Annotated in this window: 15 protein-coding genes; 7 read left to right on the plus strand and 8 right to left on the minus strand. The window is 63.1% G+C overall.

Annotation, left to right across the window (positions count from 1 at the left end; genetic code table 11):
* From H045_RS01775 to H045_RS01805, 7 genes are all read right to left on the minus strand, one after another.
* Nucleotides 1-2,388 (minus strand): fimbria/pilus outer membrane usher protein, encoded by a 2,388-nt coding sequence (locus H045_RS01775; protein ID WP_015371226.1) that lies wholly within the window; start codon nucleotides 2,386-2,388, stop codon nucleotides 1-3.
* Nucleotides 2,389-2,570: 182 nt separating this feature from the next.
* Nucleotides 2,571-3,317, minus strand: coding sequence for a fimbria/pilus chaperone family protein (locus H045_RS01780; protein WP_015371227.1), 747 nt, complete (start codon nucleotides 3,315-3,317; stop codon nucleotides 2,571-2,573).
* A gap of 2 nt (nucleotides 3,318-3,319) precedes the next feature.
* Nucleotides 3,320-3,946 carry a DUF1120 domain-containing protein gene (locus H045_RS01785; protein ID WP_015371228.1) on the minus strand — a complete coding sequence of 209 codons (627 nt, stop codon included), beginning with the start codon at nucleotides 3,944-3,946 and terminating at the stop codon, nucleotides 3,320-3,322.
* A gap of 78 nt (nucleotides 3,947-4,024) precedes the next feature.
* Nucleotides 4,025-4,645: a DUF1120 domain-containing protein gene (locus tag H045_RS01790; RefSeq protein ID WP_015371229.1), complete on the minus strand. Its 621-nt coding sequence runs from the start codon at nucleotides 4,643-4,645 to the stop codon at nucleotides 4,025-4,027.
* Between the two features lie 36 nt (nucleotides 4,646-4,681).
* On the minus strand, nucleotides 4,682-5,293 hold the full coding sequence (locus H045_RS01795) for a DUF1120 domain-containing protein (RefSeq protein ID WP_015371230.1): 612 nt from the start codon (nucleotides 5,291-5,293) through the stop codon (nucleotides 4,682-4,684).
* Between the two features lie 243 nt (nucleotides 5,294-5,536).
* Nucleotides 5,537-6,157: a DUF1120 domain-containing protein gene (locus H045_RS01800; RefSeq protein WP_015371231.1), complete on the minus strand. Its 621-nt coding sequence runs from the start codon at nucleotides 6,155-6,157 to the stop codon at nucleotides 5,537-5,539.
* Nucleotides 6,158-6,226: 69 nt separating this feature from the next.
* Nucleotides 6,227-6,856, minus strand: a complete 630-nt coding sequence (locus H045_RS01805) for a DUF1120 domain-containing protein (RefSeq protein ID WP_015371232.1) — start codon at nucleotides 6,854-6,856, stop codon at nucleotides 6,227-6,229.
* Nucleotides 6,857-7,289: 433 nt separating this feature from the next.
* On the opposite strand from H045_RS01805, the gene H045_RS01810 reads away from it, so the two are divergent.
* The 7 genes from H045_RS01810 (at nucleotide 7,290) to dacB (ending at nucleotide 15,176) form a co-directional block, all read left to right on the plus strand.
* Nucleotides 7,290-8,054, plus strand: a complete 765-nt coding sequence (locus tag H045_RS01810; RefSeq protein WP_004371866.1) for a response regulator — start codon at nucleotides 7,290-7,292, stop codon at nucleotides 8,052-8,054.
* A 195-nt stretch (nucleotides 8,055-8,249) separates the two neighbouring features.
* Nucleotides 8,250-8,885: a response regulator gene (locus H045_RS01815; protein WP_004371863.1), complete on the plus strand. Its 636-nt coding sequence runs from the start codon at nucleotides 8,250-8,252 to the stop codon at nucleotides 8,883-8,885.
* Between the two features lie 89 nt (nucleotides 8,886-8,974).
* A complete protein-coding gene (locus tag H045_RS01820) occupies nucleotides 8,975-9,445 on the plus strand; it encodes a nuclear transport factor 2 family protein (RefSeq protein ID WP_004371861.1) in 471 nt (156 codons plus the stop codon).
* A 36-nt stretch (nucleotides 9,446-9,481) separates the two neighbouring features.
* Nucleotides 9,482-9,757 carry a GIY-YIG nuclease family protein gene (locus H045_RS01825; RefSeq protein ID WP_003234198.1) on the plus strand — a complete coding sequence of 92 codons (276 nt, stop codon included), beginning with the start codon at nucleotides 9,482-9,484 and terminating at the stop codon, nucleotides 9,755-9,757.
* A gap of 224 nt (nucleotides 9,758-9,981) precedes the next feature.
* Nucleotides 9,982-10,917 (plus strand): glutathione S-transferase family protein, encoded by a 936-nt coding sequence (locus H045_RS01830; protein WP_015371234.1) that lies wholly within the window; start codon nucleotides 9,982-9,984, stop codon nucleotides 10,915-10,917.
* Nucleotides 10,918-11,027: 110 nt separating this feature from the next.
* Nucleotides 11,028-13,442, plus strand: coding sequence for a TonB-dependent siderophore receptor (locus H045_RS01835; RefSeq protein WP_041931416.1), 2,415 nt, complete (start codon nucleotides 11,028-11,030; stop codon nucleotides 13,440-13,442).
* 279 nt (nucleotides 13,443-13,721) lie between these two features.
* Complete coding sequence (gene dacB, locus H045_RS01840; RefSeq protein WP_015371236.1) at nucleotides 13,722-15,176, plus strand: D-alanyl-D-alanine carboxypeptidase/D-alanyl-D-alanine endopeptidase; 1,455 nt, start codon at nucleotides 13,722-13,724, stop codon at nucleotides 15,174-15,176.
* A gap of 1 nt (nucleotide 15,177) precedes the next feature.
* Here dacB and H045_RS01845 read toward each other — a convergent pair whose 3' ends face one another.
* A complete protein-coding gene (locus tag H045_RS01845) occupies nucleotides 15,178-15,957 on the minus strand; it encodes an IclR family transcriptional regulator (RefSeq protein WP_015371237.1) in 780 nt (259 codons plus the stop codon).
* Nucleotides 15,958-16,002 lie beyond the last annotated feature (45 nt).

Here is a 16,002-nt window from a genome sequence, read left to right on the forward strand (position 1 = left end):
TCATGGTTGGCACCGCGCGTCTGCGGTTTCGTAATACACCTCGGGGTCGCCGCGTTCGGGCAGTGCGAAGTCCAGGCGGCAGCGGGCCTGGCCCGGCGCGCTGATCCACAGCGGGCGACGGTTGAGTACATCGGGCAGGAATACCTGGCTGCCTTCCTGCACCAGGGTCACGAATTCGCCGTCGTCGGTACTCACGGCCGCTCCCCGCGCAAGCGGACGGCCGTCAGCGGTGCTGACGGTGAGCAACGCGCGGCGCGTCAGTGCCACGCCGAACTCGACTTTATCCACCGCGCCGCGCCCGGCGGACAGCACCGCCAGACCATTGCTGATGTCGGCATTGCGCGGCAGCGAACGGGTTTGCACCTCCACCGGGCTGCGTCCATACGCGCTCAGTTGCGGCACCACGGCCTGGCCCTGCCAGTCGGTCCACACCGGGCCGCTGGGGGTGCTGACCTTGATGCCGGCCATATCGCCCACCGACATCAGCGCGAAGGTTTCGCGCACCGGGTAAGGCGAAAAGGTCAGGCCGTCGCCGTGCAGCACCACGCCACCGCGTGCGCCGCCCTGATAGCTGGAGCGCTCGGCGTTGTTGCGCGTGTAGTTGAAGTCCAGCTGGCTGTAATAGGGCAGCGCCGAGACGCCGAGGGACGATTCCACCTCGCGGTCGCGACTGTCGCGCTCCACCCCCACGCGGTAGCTCAACTGGTCGTTGAGCTGTTCGTTGAGCCCGGCGCCGATGCGCTGTTCGCCGCCGGCATTACGGGTCCAGGCACGGGCCCTGCGGTTTTCGCCCAATGGCACGCTGATGTTCACGTACACGCTGTCATCGCTCTGCTGGCGCCCGCCGACTTGCCACTCGGCGCTGGCCGACACCGACACGCGGCCAACGCTGATGCCCCACGACGCCAATGCGCGGCTGCTGCTGTCGCCGGTAAAGTTGGAAGACCGCGAGACCCCGGCACTGAACGCGCCCAGCAGCGGGTGCGACCAGGACGCTGTGGCGCTTTGCTGGTCGCGGTAGCGTGAGCGTTGTTGTTCACGGGTCGTGGTGGTGTAAGTGGAGTCTTCCAGGTCGCGGTAACCCAGGCTGCGCCAGGAACCGGCGGTGGTGATCGACCAGCGTTCGGACACGCGCTGGGACCACGAAAAATCGGTTTGCACGCCGCGTTCGTTACCCTGGCGAGTGGCCTGGGCGAGCTGGGTCGAGACTTGAAACTGGCTGTCCTGCCACGGCAGCCATCCCAGGTTCAGGCCGCTGGCGCGGTAATCTTCAGCGGCCAGTACACCGGCGCCAATCGTGATCTGCGGATGCAGCGCGCCGCTCCAGCCGCCGCTGACCACCCAGGGTTCGGCGCCTTCACCGCGACCCACCTTGCGCACACGGCCAGCGGCCACCGAATAGCCCGGCGCCGGCAAACCCAGGCCGAGCATGGCGGCGGGCACCGTGAAGCGGCGTTCTTCACCTGTGGTTTCCCTGATCGTGACTTCCACATCCGAACGTCCGTTGAGGCGTCGCACGTCCGTCAGCGAAAACGGCCCGGCGGGCACCACGGTGGAATGAATCAGCGTGCCGTTCTGGCGCACTTCCACCTGGGCCGGGCTGTTGGCGATGCCGGTGATGGTCGCGCCCTGGTTCTGGTCCTGCAGCGCGGTTTCGGTCAGCACCTGGGCACCGGTGATTTGCGCGCCGGCCAGCACCGGGTTGTAGAGATTGAGCTGACCCGCCTGGAACACCGCCTGTTGTTCGGCAAATGTGCGTTGGGCGTAGGCGTCCAGGTGGGTGGTGCGCGAGACCTTGTCCTGCCAGGTGCGCACCTGGCGGCTGCGCACGATCCAGTCACCGGCATTGAAGCCCACCTCGGTGTTGGCCGAGCCGAAGCGGCTGTTGTCGTCGCCGTATTCGTTGTACAGGCCGGTGAGGTCGTAGTTGAGCAGCCCGGCAAACCCGCCGGTCTGGTAGCCGGACACGTCCTGCATCGCCGGGCGCAGCGCATCGGTGGGCACCACCAGCGACAGGCTGAGGCTGGCCGGATCTTGTTTGATGACCGTTTGCGGGTAGGCGTCGAGAAATCCGTGGCAGTCGGCGTTGGCGTCTGGCACGCGCAAGTTGCCCGCGTTTAGCAGCGCCTGGTTGAAGCACAGCGCGCCCTGGTCGTCGAACACCACGTCCACTCGGCCACGCCGCTGGCCGTTGACGTTGAGGTTGAGGGCGTGACGCCCTGCGGTGAAGCGCGGGGCCTGCAACAGCAGGTTGGCCAGTTGCGGGTCGATGCCGCGCTGGGACAGGGTTTGCGGGTCGAAAGAACCGGCGCTGTCGTCGGCCAGGGCGTCGCCGTTCAGCGCCGCGGTGCCCAGGCTCAGCGCCAGGCCCGCCAGCAGTCGGCGCATGGCGCGCGGTGAAACGCCGGGCAAGGCTGCGCCGTAGCGGTCAGTCTTAGCTGTGCTCACAAGGTGTACTCGCATAAGAGAGAAGCGCCACGCCATTCCCTGACGCGGCAGACTCCCGGCGGCCTTCAATGGGAGGCCACTTCATTGTCAGGGCGCCGCAACCCGTCCCTGCGGCGCGGTGATCAGAGGGTGATCGGTGCTTCGTAGGGGCCCACGGCAAACCCGTAAACGGTGGCCGGCTGCAATTGCACGGTGCTGGCCTGGGCCTGGCTGGCGGTGACTGTCAGGGTTTCACCCGGCAGCACATAGGTACGCGGCAGCAGCGCCGAACCGCTGCCTGGCAGCAGCCTCAACTCCTGTGCCAGGCGCACCACGTACGGCGTTGGGTTATGCACGCTCAGTTGGCCGTTTTGCAGGCTCCAGGTCAGCCCGGTCCAGGGGGTGCGGTTGGGTGCCAGGCCTTTGGGATGCAGGATCACCGGCAGGTTCTGCCGCACTGTCACGCCCACTCGGGCATGGCCGGCCTCGGCGGCGGCGCGGCCCTGGGGCATGCCTTCGAAGATCACGCGTTTCAACCGCTGGGTGGTCAGCGGCGTCGACGATTGCAGGATAAAGCGAATCAGTTGGCTCCTGGATGGCTCGACCCGCGTCAGCGGCGGCGTGACAAACAGCAGCGGCGCGGTGTCTTCCGGAATGTCTTCGAGAGTCACGTGCAGCAGCGCCAGTTTTGAGTCGGTGTTGGTCACGGACACCGAGGCTTCGCCGTCGGCCTCATTGACGATCACCACCGAGGTGTCCGGCACCATGCCGTCGGCCAGCACCAGGGTCGGGCCCCACAACGTCAAGGCCACAGCGGCGAGGTACAGCCCGGTATAGCGAACAAGGTTGAACAGCCGTGAGAGCAGGGCAAAACGCGGAATGGGAAACATGGTTAGAGGTACCTCAGGTCGAGCACGATGGAGCCGTCCAGCGGCACCTCCTGGTCGAGGGTCAGGAAGGCGGCGGCATTGATCGACGTGTCGATCTGCAAGGTGGCGGTGATCCGGCGATGGGGTTCGGGCACCAGGGTGCCGGGTGTGGCGAAGCCCATGAAGTTGTCCGGGTAGGCATTGGACTCGGGAAACCAGGTCTCGCCCTGGTTGCTTGACGCCAGCACCAGTGCGCGCACGTTGTCGCCGAAGGCTTCGCGAATCGCCAGCGAGACGGAGCCCAGGCGTTCACTCGGTGCATGAATGTTGTTGCCCAGGCCGTAATAAAAGCCTGGCCCAACCGACGACGCGGCGCGGTTGTCCACGCCCACCAGCACGAACAGCACCGGCTCGTTGCAGCTCACTTCCAGGTCAAGGTTGCGGGTGGGCAGCTTGGTGAATTCGTAGTGGTTGAGTGAGCGCGCTGGCACCCGTCCGTGATCGACGATGCCATCGGCAGACAGAGACGGCGTGCAGGCGCTGGGCGTGATGATCCCGGTGAACGTCATTTCGACGGACGAAGCCCACAGGGCGGGCGTGGCGGGCAGGCAGAGGCACAACGTCAGCAGACGGCGCGAGAAGATGTTCATGGTCAGGTTTGAAACCGTGAGTGAAGGAGACATCCGTGGCAATCGCGCCACGCCGTACCGGCATGGCGCAACCGTGCATTAGAGGTACTTGACGGTCAGGGTGACGGAGCCGTCGATGGCCACTTCGTTGGTCAGGGTCAGGCTACTGGCGGGGGCGATAATCGGACGGATGCTCATGTCCGCTGTCATCACTTGCACGGCTGTCGGTGTGTTGATGTCGGTGGTGGTGACCGACATTATGTCGCCCTTTTGAAAGTAGGACATGGCCCGCCAAGTCGAGCCGTTGTTGCTCGATGCAATGGTTCGCGAGGCAACGCCATCGGCGGTCGCATTAGAGAGTCTCAGTTCCATACCGCCGAGCTTCTCGCTTTCATTGATTAGCCCCAGGCCGAACAGTCCGCCGTCGTTTTCGTACTCCGAACCGGCGCGATTGTCCTTCGGCTCCAGTGCCATCAGGGTTGCCGCGTCACAGGTAACGGTCAGTGGAACCGCCTGATGGGGCAAAAATGTCGGTTTATCGGTATTCAGATCCTTGGCGGAAATCTTGCCGATATCCACGTTTCCGCCATTGGGCAGGGTGGGCTCACAGGCGCTGGGGGTGATCAGCCCGCGCACGGTCAAGTCAACGCTGGAGGCCGCGACGGCGGTGCCAGCGCCAGCAAGCAGCAAGGCGGCAAACAGAGTGTTGAAGGACTTCATGGTGGTGCTCCTACAGGGGAAGAGGGGTTAACGGATTCACAAGTACTTGAGCTGCAGCGTTGCCTGGCCATCAACGGGCACTTCATCGATGAGCGTGAGTGCGTTGGCTGGCACGATGATCGAGAACGCCCGCAGCCGTGCGTGCAGGTCCTTGAGGGCCATAGGGGTGTTGCTGCCGATGGCGGCGAACGACGTCAGCCCCTCGTGGCCCAGGTAGTTCGATGCCGACCAACTGCTGCCGCCATTACGCGAGACGATCACGTTGACTGCGTTTTCATCGGCCACCGGGTCGAACAGGGTGAACGTCACGCTGCCAAGTTTTTCGTCGTTGGGGGTCAGGCCCAGGCCGTGGTCGCGCCAGTTGATAGCCGAGGTGCCCGCGCGGTTATCGATGGTGGTCAGGGTGAAAAAAGTCTCGCCGTCGCAGTGCACTTCCAGGCGCAGCTCGGCAGGGGCCAGCAGCGTGGGCCGGGTGGCTTGCAAGTCCTTGGCGGTCATCTTGCCGTGGTCGATCAACCCGTCATTGGTGAGGGTGGGCGTGCAGGAACTGGGCACAATCGCCCCGGAAACGCTCAAGTCGGCAGTGCTGGCGGCGAAGGCGCCCGGCGCACAGGCCGCAAGCAGGAAGGCGAGGGTGACTCTGTCCATAGGTATACGTCCTTGGGTGTTGAGAAAAATCCATGGGTGAAACCACCCTGGTGCAGGTCCCCAAGGCCGTCGTTAAAGCGCTGCTGGGCGCGCGGGAGGAAATTTAGCGCCGGGGCGGGAGGACGGAAATACAACTAATACGAATGACACGGTGGCAATGATGTCGGCGGCTTGTTTTTGAGGGTGGTGTCGGTTTATAGCGGCCACGCTGTTGATTGCGAGGCCGCATTCTGCGGATGCGTGTCAGAGGTACTTGACGGTCAGGGTGACGGAGCCGTCGATGGTGACTTCGCTGTCCAGGGTCAGGTCTTTGGCGGGAGCAATCCTTGGCATGACATAAAAATCGGCGAACAACTGCCGGACCGGCGTTGGTGCGTTGACGGTATCCATCGCAAAGGAAAGGATCTCACCGGGCCTGAAATAGACGCTGGGATGCCACGTAAGACCGTTATCCCAGGAGGTGATGGTTCGCGATGCTGCACCGTCGGCGTTTGCATTCAATAAAGCCAGGGCCATATCGCCGAGTTTTTCGTCGTCGTTGATCAAGCCAAGGCCGAAACGCTCCGCCGTTTCATCGTGGCCCGAACCTGCGCGGTTGTCCCGGGGCTCCAGCGCCAGGAGGGTCGCCGCCTCGCATTTGACGTTCAGTTGCAGTACGTGGTGTTGCAAGTTTGTGGTTGTCTCCACGTTCAGATCCTTGGCGGACAGTTTGCCAAGGTCTACGTTGCCGCCGTTGGAGAGTCCGGGTTCGCACGCGCTGGGTGTGATCAACCCGTGCACGCTCAAGTCCACACTGGAGGCTGCGATGGCGCTGCTGGCACTCAAGAGCAAAAGCGCGGCGAGCAGAGTATTGGGGGATTTCATGGGATCTCCTGGGTCAGTCCTGGCTATGCATGCGGGAGTTGAGAGGCAACCTGTCGAAGGCTAAGCCGCCTACAGGTACTTCACTTCGAGGGTGGCGGAACCGTCGATCTGTACTTCATTGGCCAGGTTGAGGTCCTTGGCCGGCGAGATGATGGGCGCGACTATCAGGTCAGTCGTCAGCGCCTTGATCGGAACGGGCGCCCATTGGCCGTTTGTGCGTGACCCGAAGGCTGCAAGGTTTTTGCGTTGCCACATGGCATCGTCGAGTTCCATCCAGGTCTGGCCGCCGTCGAGGGATTCCAGTGCCGCAATGGTCACCTCGTCCGCGACGGAATTGCTCATCAGAAAGTGGTAGCGGCCGATCTTTTGCGTGTTGTCGATCAGGCCCAGGCCGTAGCCCGTCGAGGTGGTGGAAGACGAGGCGCGATTGTCGGTGCCCTGCAGGGCGAACAAGGTGCTGGCATCGCAATCGATGCTCATCTGCAAGGTGCGTTCGGGCAACAAGGTGTAGGTGTCCTGCTTGAGGTCCTTGGCCGAAATCTTGCCCAGATCCACGTCGCCGTTGCTGGACAGTCCCGGTGTGCAGGCGCTGGGCGTGATCAGGCCTTTGACGCTCAGGTCGATGTTGCTGGCGGCGAAGGCGTTGCCCAGGCATGCGCTGAGAAGAATGGTCGAGCAGGCAACTAGCGGCTTTTTCATGTGATGCGGCTCCGGTGTCCGTTTTAAGTGGGGCAGATGTAGTAGCGACCGCCTTTAAGTAGTCAGCGGTGTCCCTCTTGATGGGGTACCGCGCAATTTAGCGAGAGGGGGGCTGTAGTGGAATGCAACTAATACGAGACTGAGCGGATGTCTCACAAGACAAGTAGGCGGTGTCGTATTGCTTTATTAAATAGCCCACGCTTTATGCGGTTTTCGTAGTTGTTGTATCGCTGCGCTACATCCGTTCGGATATGTTCAAGGCTCGAAGAACATTTTTTTGAACATCAATTTTTGAGGTTCAAAACAGCGTCTTGGGGCGAAAGGCTCGCGTGTGGCCACCGTCATGCCGGCTGAGCTGTTCGCTCTCTAGAGAGGGCTTATGCCGGGCACGTTTCCAGAAGGGAGTTCATGCCAGGCAAAGTCCGACGCGGCCATGCCATGGGATAAACGCGGTACTCGCGTACTGGTGGTGGACGACCATGGCACCTATCGGTTGTTGCTGAGCTCATTGTTGGGAAAGCTGGGTATTGCGCACCAGTGTTGCTGCGATGGTCGGCAGGCGCTGGACACGATGGTGGCGCAGCCTTTTGATGTGGTCATTACCGACTGTCATATGCCGGTGATGGACGGGTACGCCATGACCCGTGAGCTGCGCCGCCGCGAACGGGCCGCAGGCAGCCCTGCCTGTTGCGTGTTGGCCTTGACCGCAAGCCCCGGGCCGCTGGACATCCAGCGCTGCCTGGCTTGTGGCATGGACGGCTGGCTGGTCAAGCCGGTCGGCCTGGGCAAACTGCGGGAAGTGCTGCGCTACTGGTTGTCGGCGCCCCAGGCCCGGGGGCGCGCGGTCGCGCATTGCGCCTCGGGCCTGCCTGTGAGTCGGCCCACGCGCGCCAGCTTGATTGCCACATTCGGGTCCTGGGACATCGCAGAGCCACTGCTCGTGAACCTGATTCAGGAAGCTCAGCATGACTTGACCACCCTGGGGCAGGCGCTGGTCTGCCTGGATGGAGTGCTGACCACTCAGCGTCTGCACCGTCTGATGGGCAGCATCGCGTTTTTGGGCAACACCGGTCTTGAGTCACAGGCCGTGCGCCTGATCGAACAGGTCAACCAGTCCGGTGTTTCGGACAATGTGCTGGCACTGCAGGTTTTTTTTCGTGAGGTGGAAAATTACCTACAGTACTTGAGCAGCCTGTAAGGCTTAGTTGTTGTAGGAATTTCTTACTCTGTTATGTAGTACTTTTCTGTATGTAATTTCTTTTATTTATGTGGGTATTAACTGATGGCACTTAAAACATTGGTTGGCACAGATTTCACTCAGTTATTGGTGGTTGTTGCCTACAACCAGTCGGGATATTTTGCTACTAACTAATTGCCATCATGGAAACAACCAATGCTTCGCATAATTATTGCTGACGATCACCCTATTGTCCGCGTCGGGCAAAAAGTCGTGATTGAGGCGAGTGGTAAATGCAAAGTCGTGGGCGAGGCCAACGGCCCGGACGAGCTGCTGGCGCTGGTGAACAAGACCCCCTGTGATGTGATCGTGACGGACTTCGCGATGCCGGGCGATCAGCAGGCCGATGGTTACGGTTTGCTGGGCCTGTTGCATCGCCAGTTCCCGCGGGTGCCGGTGATCGTGGTGACCATGTTCGCCAATGTCGCCACCCTGCGCACCGCGCTGTCCCACGGTGCGCGGGCCGTGGTGGCCAAGAGTGCGTCGGCGCGCGAGTTGCCCCAGGCCCTGCAGACCGTGGTGCAGGGACGCACTTTTGTCAGTGAGTCCCTGCGCCTGCAGCTCGATCAGGCCGGCCTCGCGCAACCGACGCGCACGCCGCAGTTGTCCGGCAAGGAGCAGGAAGTGGTCAGAATGCTCGCCAGTGGCATGACCGTCAGCCAGATCGCCGCGCGGGTCAATCGCAGTATTTCCACGATCAGCAAACAGAAAAGTACTGCCATGCACCGCTTGTGTATTTCCACTGATGTGGACTTGTTCGCCTATGCGCGTGATGTGGGGATGGTGCCTTAGTCACCGTCTCTGGCGAATGCCCGTGGCTTTCCAGCGTTGCGCGGATTATCGTGCGCTCCTGTCGACCATAACGATTCAGGGAGCTGCACATGAGTGATGCCCATACCGCGTTGATCACCCGTTTCTACGAGGCCTTCCAACGGCTGGATGCTGAAGCCATGGCGGCTTGCTACACCGAAGACGTGGTATTCAGCGATCCTGCCTTCGGCGAACTGCGCGGGCGCGATGCCGGTGATATGTGGCGCATGCTCACCACACGGGCCAAGGATTTCTCCCTGACCTTCGACCACGTGCGCAGCGATGACACCACCGGCAGTGCGCATTGGGTGGCGACCTACCTGTTCAGCGCCACCGGCAATACCGTGGTCAACGACATTGGCGCGCGGTTCGTGTTTCGCGACGGCAAAATCTGCGAACACCACGACCACTTTGACCTGTGGCGTTGGTCACGCCAGGCCCTGGGCTTCAAGGGGTTGCTACTGGGCTGGTCGCCGGCGCTGAAAAACGCCGTGCGTGCCCAGGCGCGCAAAGGCTTGCAGGCATTCCAGGCCGGTCGTTGATAAGCTTGGCGCTTTGCGCGTAAAACGAATCGACCCGTGACCACACCCCCTGAAGCCAAGCCCTGGTTCGTCTACCTGGTGCGTGCCGCCAATGGCTCACTCTATTGCGGCATCAGCAACGACCCGCAGCGCCGTTTTGCCATGCACCAGAGCGGCAAGGGCGCGCGGTTTTTTCTGTCTAGCCCCGCAGTGGCGCTGGTGTATACCGAGCAATGCGCGAGCAAGGGCGAGGCGTTGCGTCAGGAGCGCTTGATCAAGAAACTGAAAAAGAGCGCCAAGGAATGTCTGGCGGGCAGTGGTGCGTTGACCTGAGCGAAACCTTCACTCGGGCCAACCCGAGCAACGATAATTGCCACGGGCATGATCTACCGCACCGCTCACGTCAGGATTTTGCCGTTTCACTGTTTGCGGCGTATATGCGCAGGCAGGGTGTGCCCTTGCCCTGATACCCATTGATCCGACTGATAAGGCGTCATCACTCCCGTCATGCGTCTTGCGCGTTAAGCTGCGGGTTCATTTATCAAGTGGACTCCCGCATGTCTGAGCTCATCCTGCACCACTACCCGACATCCCCTTTCGCAGAAAAAGCGCGGCTGCTGCTGGGTTTCAAGGGCTTGTCGTGGCATTCCGTGCAGATCTCGCCGGTGATGCCCAAGCCCGACCTGACCGCGCTGACCGGTGGTTATCGCAAGACTCCGGTGCTGCAAATTGGCGCGGATATCTACTGCGATACGGCTCTGATCGCTCGCCGTCTGGAGCAGGAAAAAGCAGCGCCGGCGCTGTTCCCCGTCGGCCAGGAAATGACCACGCAAACCTTCGCCACCTGGGCCGACAGTGTGGTATTCGCCCATGCGGTGAGCCTGGTGTTTCAGCCCGAGTCAGTGGCGGTGCGTTTCGGCAAATTGCCGCCGGATGCAGTCAAGGCGTTTCTCGCCGACCGCGCCGCGCTGTTCAGTGGCGGCACCGCGAGCAGGCTGCCAGCCGAACTGGCCAAGCACCAATGGCCGGCGATCATGGCGCGTCTGGAGCAGCAACTGCGCGCAGGCGCCGGGGAGTTCCTGTTCGGCCAACCCTCGATTGCCGACTTTGCCCTGGCCCATTGCCTGTGGTTTCTCAAGGCCACGCCGGTGACCGCGCCGCTGGTGGATGCTTATCCGGTGGTGACTGCGTGGTTGGCGCGGGTGCTTGAGTTTGGTCACGGCACTGCCACGCCGATGACTGCCGAACAGGCGCTGGAGATTTCGCGCAATGCCACGCCGGCCGTGCTGCCGGACGAGGTGTTCGAGGACTTGAATGGCTTCCACGCCGGGCAGGCGGTCACGGTCAGCGCGATAGACTATGGCGTCGACCCGGTAGCGGGCGAGCTGCTGTTTGCCGGGCGCGAAGCGCTGATTCTGCGCCGCACGGATGAACGCGCGGGTACCGTGCATGTGCATTTCCCGCGCTGGGGATTTCGCCTGCAGGCGCAATAACTGAAAAATAGTTGCAAACAAATGTGAGGTAAACCGGCTGCCCATCCGTGTAGTGCTTGAAACTGCGAGCTATTCGCATTACCAGCTTTTCTATACGGGTTCCTTTGAGCATGAAGTCGACGGCGGGCAGTTGGGTTAAACAGTGGCTGGGAGCCTCGGTATTGGCGGTCTCGGGGCTGGCGTTGCTGCCCCTGGCGGTGGCGCAGGCGCAGGAGCAGCAGAGCGCGCGGTTCAACTTTGCCCTGGCAGCCAAACCGCTGCCCCAGGCGCTGAGCGATTTCAGCCGGGTGACCGGGCTCAGTGTGATCTACACCGACGACGCGCCCTATGGCCTCAATGCGCCAGCGGTCAGCGGGCAGATGAGCGCCACCGAGGCGCTGCAACGCCTGCTGGGCAACTCCGGCTTTACCTTCCGCCAGATCGACGCCCGTACCTTGGCCCTGGAGCCCGTGCCCACTGGTGGCGCGGTCAACCTCGGCGCCACCACCATCAGTGGCGCCGGCCTTGCCCTGGACAGCAACAGCTATCAGCCGCCGCCCACCAGTTCGGTGATGCGCTCCCAGGGCTTGCTGCTGGAGACCCCGCAGACCGTCAACGTGGTGCCTGCCCAGGTGCTGCGCGACCAGACCCCGCGCAACCTCGACGATGCCCTGGCCAATATCAGCGGGATTACTCAGGCCAACACCCTGGGCAGCACCCAGGATGCGGTGATGCTGCGCGGTTTTGGCGACAACCGTAATGGCTCGATCATGCAGGACGGCATGCCCGTGGTGCAGGGCCGTGCGCTGAACGCCACCGCCGAGCGCGTCGAAGTGCTCAAGGGCCCGTCGTCGCTGCTGTATGGCATCCAGGACCCGGGCGGTGTGGTCAACATCGTCAGCAAAAAGCCCGCGCTGGTGCAGTCCACCTCCCTGACCGCCCGCGGCTCGACCTTCGGCGACGGCAAGAACGGCAGCGGCGGGAGCCTCGACACCACCGGACCCATCGGTGACTCAGGCCTGGCCTACCGCTTGATCGTCGACCACGAAGACGAAGACTACTGGCGCAATTTCGGCACCCATCGCGAGACGCTGGTGGCACCGTCCCTGGCCTGGTACGGCGACACCACCAGCGTGGTATTGGCCTACGAGCACCGAGAGTTTCTCTCGCCGTTCGACCGTGGCACCGCCATTGACCCCAAGACCAACCACCCGTTGAACCTGCCCGCAACCCGTCGCCTGGACGAGCCGTTCAACAACATGCAAGGACGTTCCGACCTGTACCGACTGGAAGTCGACCACGACCTCAACGACGACTGGAAAGCCCACTTCGGCTACAGCTGGAACCGCGAGACCTACGACGCCAGCCAAGTGCGCGTCAGCGCGGTGAACGCCAACGGCACCCTGACCCGCAGCATGGACGGCACCCAGGGCGCGATCACCACCGACCGTTTCACCACCGCCAGCCTGGAAGGCAAGGTGCAGGCCGGCGGCCTGCAACATGACCTGGTGTTCGGCCTGGATGACGAGTACCGCAAGGTCTACCGCGCCGACTTGATTCGGCAGAAGCCGCGCGGTTTCTTCAGCTACGTTAATCCGGTGTATGGCAACGAAGTGGCGGGCTCTACCGTCAGCGCCCCGGACAGCGCCCAGACCGACCTGCTGCGCAGCGACTCGCTGTTCTTCCAGGACGCCATCCACCTGACCGATCAGTGGATTCTGGTGGGCGGCGCGCGCTACCAGATGTACGACCAGTACGCCGGCAAAGGCGTGCCGTTCAAGGCCAATACCGACGGCAACGGCCAGAAGTGGGTGCCGCGTGCCGGTCTGGTGTATCGCTACACCGATGAGCTGTCGTTCTACGGCAGCTACACCGAGTCGTTCAAACCCAACTCCACCATCGCGGCGCTGGCCGATGGCAGCACCCTGAGCGGCAGCCTCACGCCGGAAGAGTCCAAGGCCTGGGAGCTGGGCGCCAAGCTGGATATTCCGGGGCGCATCACCGCCAGCGCTGCGTTGTTCGATATCCACAAGCGCAATGTGCTGGTGTCGGTGGGGACCGGGCTGGACACGGTCTACAGCGTCGCCGGCCAAGTGCGCTCGCGCGGCCTGGAACTGGATGCCACCGGCCAGCTCAGCGACAACTGGAGCCTGATTGGCAGCTATGCCTACACCGACGCCGAAGTCACCAAGGACCCGGCCCTGGAAGGCAAGCGCCTGCAGAACGTGGCCAAGCACACCGGCTCACTGTCGGCGGTGTACGACTTCGGCAGCGTCATGGGCGGCGATGACCTGCGCGTGGGTGCCGGCGCACGTTATGTGGGCCAGCGCGAAGGCGACGCGAACAACAGCTTCAATCTGCCGGGCTACACCGTGGCCGACGCGTTCGCCACCTACGACACGCGCATCGAAGGGCAGAAGGTCAAGTTTCAGCTCAACGTGAAGAACCTGTTCGATCGCACCTACTACACCTCGGCGGCGAGCCGTCTGTTTGTGTCGCTGGGCGATGCGCGGCAGGTGTCGGTGTCCAGTACGCTGGCGTTCTAGCGCTGGGCGGGTTTGCTGCGAAAAGGGCTGGCGGGTTGACTGTTGTGGCGAGCGGGCTTGCCCCAATGCCGTCAGTTAAGCGCAGATTCCTTGTGGCGAGCAGGCTTGTCCTGCGTTGGGCTGCGCGGCAGCCCCAAAACCAGGCGCTGAGCCGTATCAGGTACGCCGCGTTTTGCTGGATTGGGGGGCGCTTCGCACCCCAACGCGGGGCAAGCCCGCTCGCCACAAGGGGGGCGAGCTGGTAGCGTTGCCGCAACTTTTTGCGGATACACACTGGCGATGTCTTTTGGACGATGGTTACACCCCTTCACGCTGCTGGCGGGCCTGAGCCTGTTACTGGGCGGTTGCGCGAGCGTCTCGCACACGTCCACCGCACCGCTGGACCAACTGCTGGCGGACCCGGCGCTCAACGGCGCCACGGTGTCGCTGATGGTGCGCGATGCCCAAAGCGGCAGCACGCTGTACCAGTACAACCCGCGCACTCGGCTGATTCCCGCGTCCAATCTCAAGTTGCTCACCACGGCGGCGGCGATGGATGTGTTGGGGCCGCAGTACCGCTTTGCCACGCAATTGTTGAGCAACGGCGTGCAGCAGGGGGATCGCCTGACGGGCAACCTGTACCTGCGTGGCCTGGGCGATCCCACCCTGCAGTTCGCCGATTACCAGGCCTTGGCCGCGCAATTGGCGCGCCTGGGTGTGCGCCAGGTGCAGGGTGACCTGGTGGTCGACGACACCTGGTTTGACGCCGAGCGCCTGGGCGTCGACTGGGCCCAGGACGATGAGTCCACCTACTACGGCGCGCAGATTTCGGCGCTGACGGTGTCACCGAATGCTGATTTTGATGCAGGCACCTTGCTGGTCACCGCCAAGGCACCTGCAGCGGTCGGGCAGCCGGTGAGCGTGGAGATCAGCCCCGCCACCGATTACGTGCAACTGAGCAATCACGCCATCAGCGGGCCGGGCAACACCTACGGCATCACCCGCCAGCACGGCACCAACCTGTTGCAACTGAGCGGCGCGCTGGCGCCGGGCAAGCAGAGCCGGCAGTGGGTCAGTGTGTGGGAACCGACGCAACTGGTGGCCAATCTGTTTGAACGGGCTTTGGCGCAGCAGGGCATTGAGGTGTTGGGCCGGCGGGTGATCGGTGGCGCCAGCCCGGCTAGCGCGTTGCTGTTGGCCGAGCACCAATCGGCGCCGTTGCAGGAACTGATCACGCCACTGCTCAAACTCTCGAACAACAACATGTCCGAAGCGCTGCTCAAGGCCATGGGGCGCAAGACCGCCAATGCGGGCACCGCGCAGGCCGGTGTGGCGGCGGTGGCGGCGTTCATGACGCGCCAGGGTTTGGACCCGGCAACGTTGAGTCAGGTCGATGGTTCGGGGCTGTCGCGACGTAATCTGGTGTCTTCGCAGAACCTCACGGACGTGCTGCTGGCGACGGCAAAACAGCCCTGGTTCGACGCCTGGTACAACGCCTTGCCGATTGCCGGCAATGCCGACCGCCTCACCGGCGGCAGCCTGCGTTATCGCCTGCGGGGCACCGCCGCCGAAAACAACCTGCACGCCAAGACCGGCTCGATGGCCGGGGTGTCGTCACTGAGTGGCTACATCACCGACGCCAGCGGGCGGCGCCTGGTGTTCTCGATGATCAGCAATAACTACGTCAGCGATGCGGCGCCGATTCGCGCCCTGGAAAATCGCCTGGCCGTGGCGCTGAGCCAGTGGCACGACTGATTCAGGGCTGGTAGCCCATGCGCCAACTCACGGCCCGGGTTGCCGCCAGCAGGCGCTGCGCTGCTGGGCCGTCTTCATCGGCATGGAACACCGAGGTGGGGCCGACCACGGTCATTACCGCCGCCACTTGCCCGACCGCGTCGAACACCGGCGCCGACAACGCATCCACGCCGGGCATCAGCAAACCATGTACAAAATGCAGGCCTCGGCTGCGGATCTGCGCGCAGGTGCTGGCGTAGACCTGATCGTCCGCCAGTACGTGGGCGATGCCGGCCTGGATTTCACGCTCGCGCAAGTCCACGGTTTCCCGCGCAGGCAGGTAGGCGCTGAACACCAGCCCGGTGGACGAGCTGAGCAGCGGCAGCACCGAACCCAGTTGCGTCACCACCGTGACCGCGCGCACCGCCGGTTCGATCTGCACCACGGTCGCGCCCTGGTTGCCCCATACCGCCAGGAAGCAGGTTTCATTCAGGTCATCGCGCAGTTCGGCCAGGGGCAGGGCACCCACCTTGAGCACGTCCATGCTGCCCAGCGCGGCGAGGCCCACGCGCAGGGCTTCACGGCCCAGGCCGTAATGGTTGGTGGCGACGTTCTGTTCGGCAAACCCCGAGGCGATCAACGCCTGGAGGTAGCGGTGCACCTTGCTGGCCGGCATCTGCACATGCTCGGCCAGGCGCGACAGCGAAGTGGCCGGTGACAGCTCGGCGAGGGCTTTGAGGATGTCAGTGCCCACTTCGGCCGAGCGGACTTTCTGTTTACCGGTGTCGCGGGGCTTTTCCATGGAGGGGCGAGAATCCGAGAGGTGAGTGGGCGTCTTTATAGCTTG

Source organism: Pseudomonas poae RE*1-1-14 (assembly GCF_000336465.1).
Lineage (GTDB): Bacteria > Pseudomonadota > Gammaproteobacteria > Pseudomonadales > Pseudomonadaceae > Aquipseudomonas > Aquipseudomonas poae.

What these genes read in the sequence shown, in the direction of transcription:
- H045_RS01775 (WP_015371226.1), bottom strand. Translation starts at nt 2,388, where the DNA reads ATGCGCCGACTGCTGGCGGGCCTGGCGCTGAGCCTGGGCACCGCGGCG.
- H045_RS01780 (WP_015371227.1), bottom strand. Translation starts at nt 3,317, where the DNA reads ATGTTTCCCATTCCGCGTTTTGCCCTGCTCTCACGGCTGTTCAACCTT.
- H045_RS01785 (WP_015371228.1), bottom strand. Translation starts at nt 3,946, where the DNA reads ATGAACATCTTCTCGCGCCGTCTGCTGACGTTGTGCCTCTGCCTGCCC.
- H045_RS01790 (WP_015371229.1), bottom strand. Translation starts at nt 4,645, where the DNA reads ATGAAGTCCTTCAACACTCTGTTTGCCGCCTTGCTGCTTGCTGGCGCT.
- H045_RS01795 (WP_015371230.1), bottom strand. Translation starts at nt 5,293, where the DNA reads ATGGACAGAGTCACCCTCGCCTTCCTGCTTGCGGCCTGTGCGCCGGGC.
- H045_RS01800 (WP_015371231.1), bottom strand. Translation starts at nt 6,157, where the DNA reads ATGAAATCCCCCAATACTCTGCTCGCCGCGCTTTTGCTCTTGAGTGCC.
- H045_RS01805 (WP_015371232.1), bottom strand. Translation starts at nt 6,856, where the DNA reads ATGAAAAAGCCGCTAGTTGCCTGCTCGACCATTCTTCTCAGCGCATGC.
- H045_RS01810 (WP_004371866.1), top strand. Translation starts at nt 7,290, where the DNA reads ATGCCATGGGATAAACGCGGTACTCGCGTACTGGTGGTGGACGACCAT.
- H045_RS01815 (WP_004371863.1), top strand. Translation starts at nt 8,250, where the DNA reads ATGCTTCGCATAATTATTGCTGACGATCACCCTATTGTCCGCGTCGGG.
- H045_RS01820 (WP_004371861.1), top strand. Translation starts at nt 8,975, where the DNA reads ATGAGTGATGCCCATACCGCGTTGATCACCCGTTTCTACGAGGCCTTC.
- H045_RS01830 (WP_015371234.1), top strand. Translation starts at nt 9,982, where the DNA reads ATGTCTGAGCTCATCCTGCACCACTACCCGACATCCCCTTTCGCAGAA.
- H045_RS01835 (WP_041931416.1), top strand. Translation starts at nt 11,028, where the DNA reads ATGAAGTCGACGGCGGGCAGTTGGGTTAAACAGTGGCTGGGAGCCTCG.
- dacB (WP_015371236.1), top strand. Translation starts at nt 13,722, where the DNA reads ATGTCTTTTGGACGATGGTTACACCCCTTCACGCTGCTGGCGGGCCTG.
- H045_RS01845 (WP_015371237.1), bottom strand. Translation starts at nt 15,957, where the DNA reads ATGGAAAAGCCCCGCGACACCGGTAAACAGAAAGTCCGCTCGGCCGAA.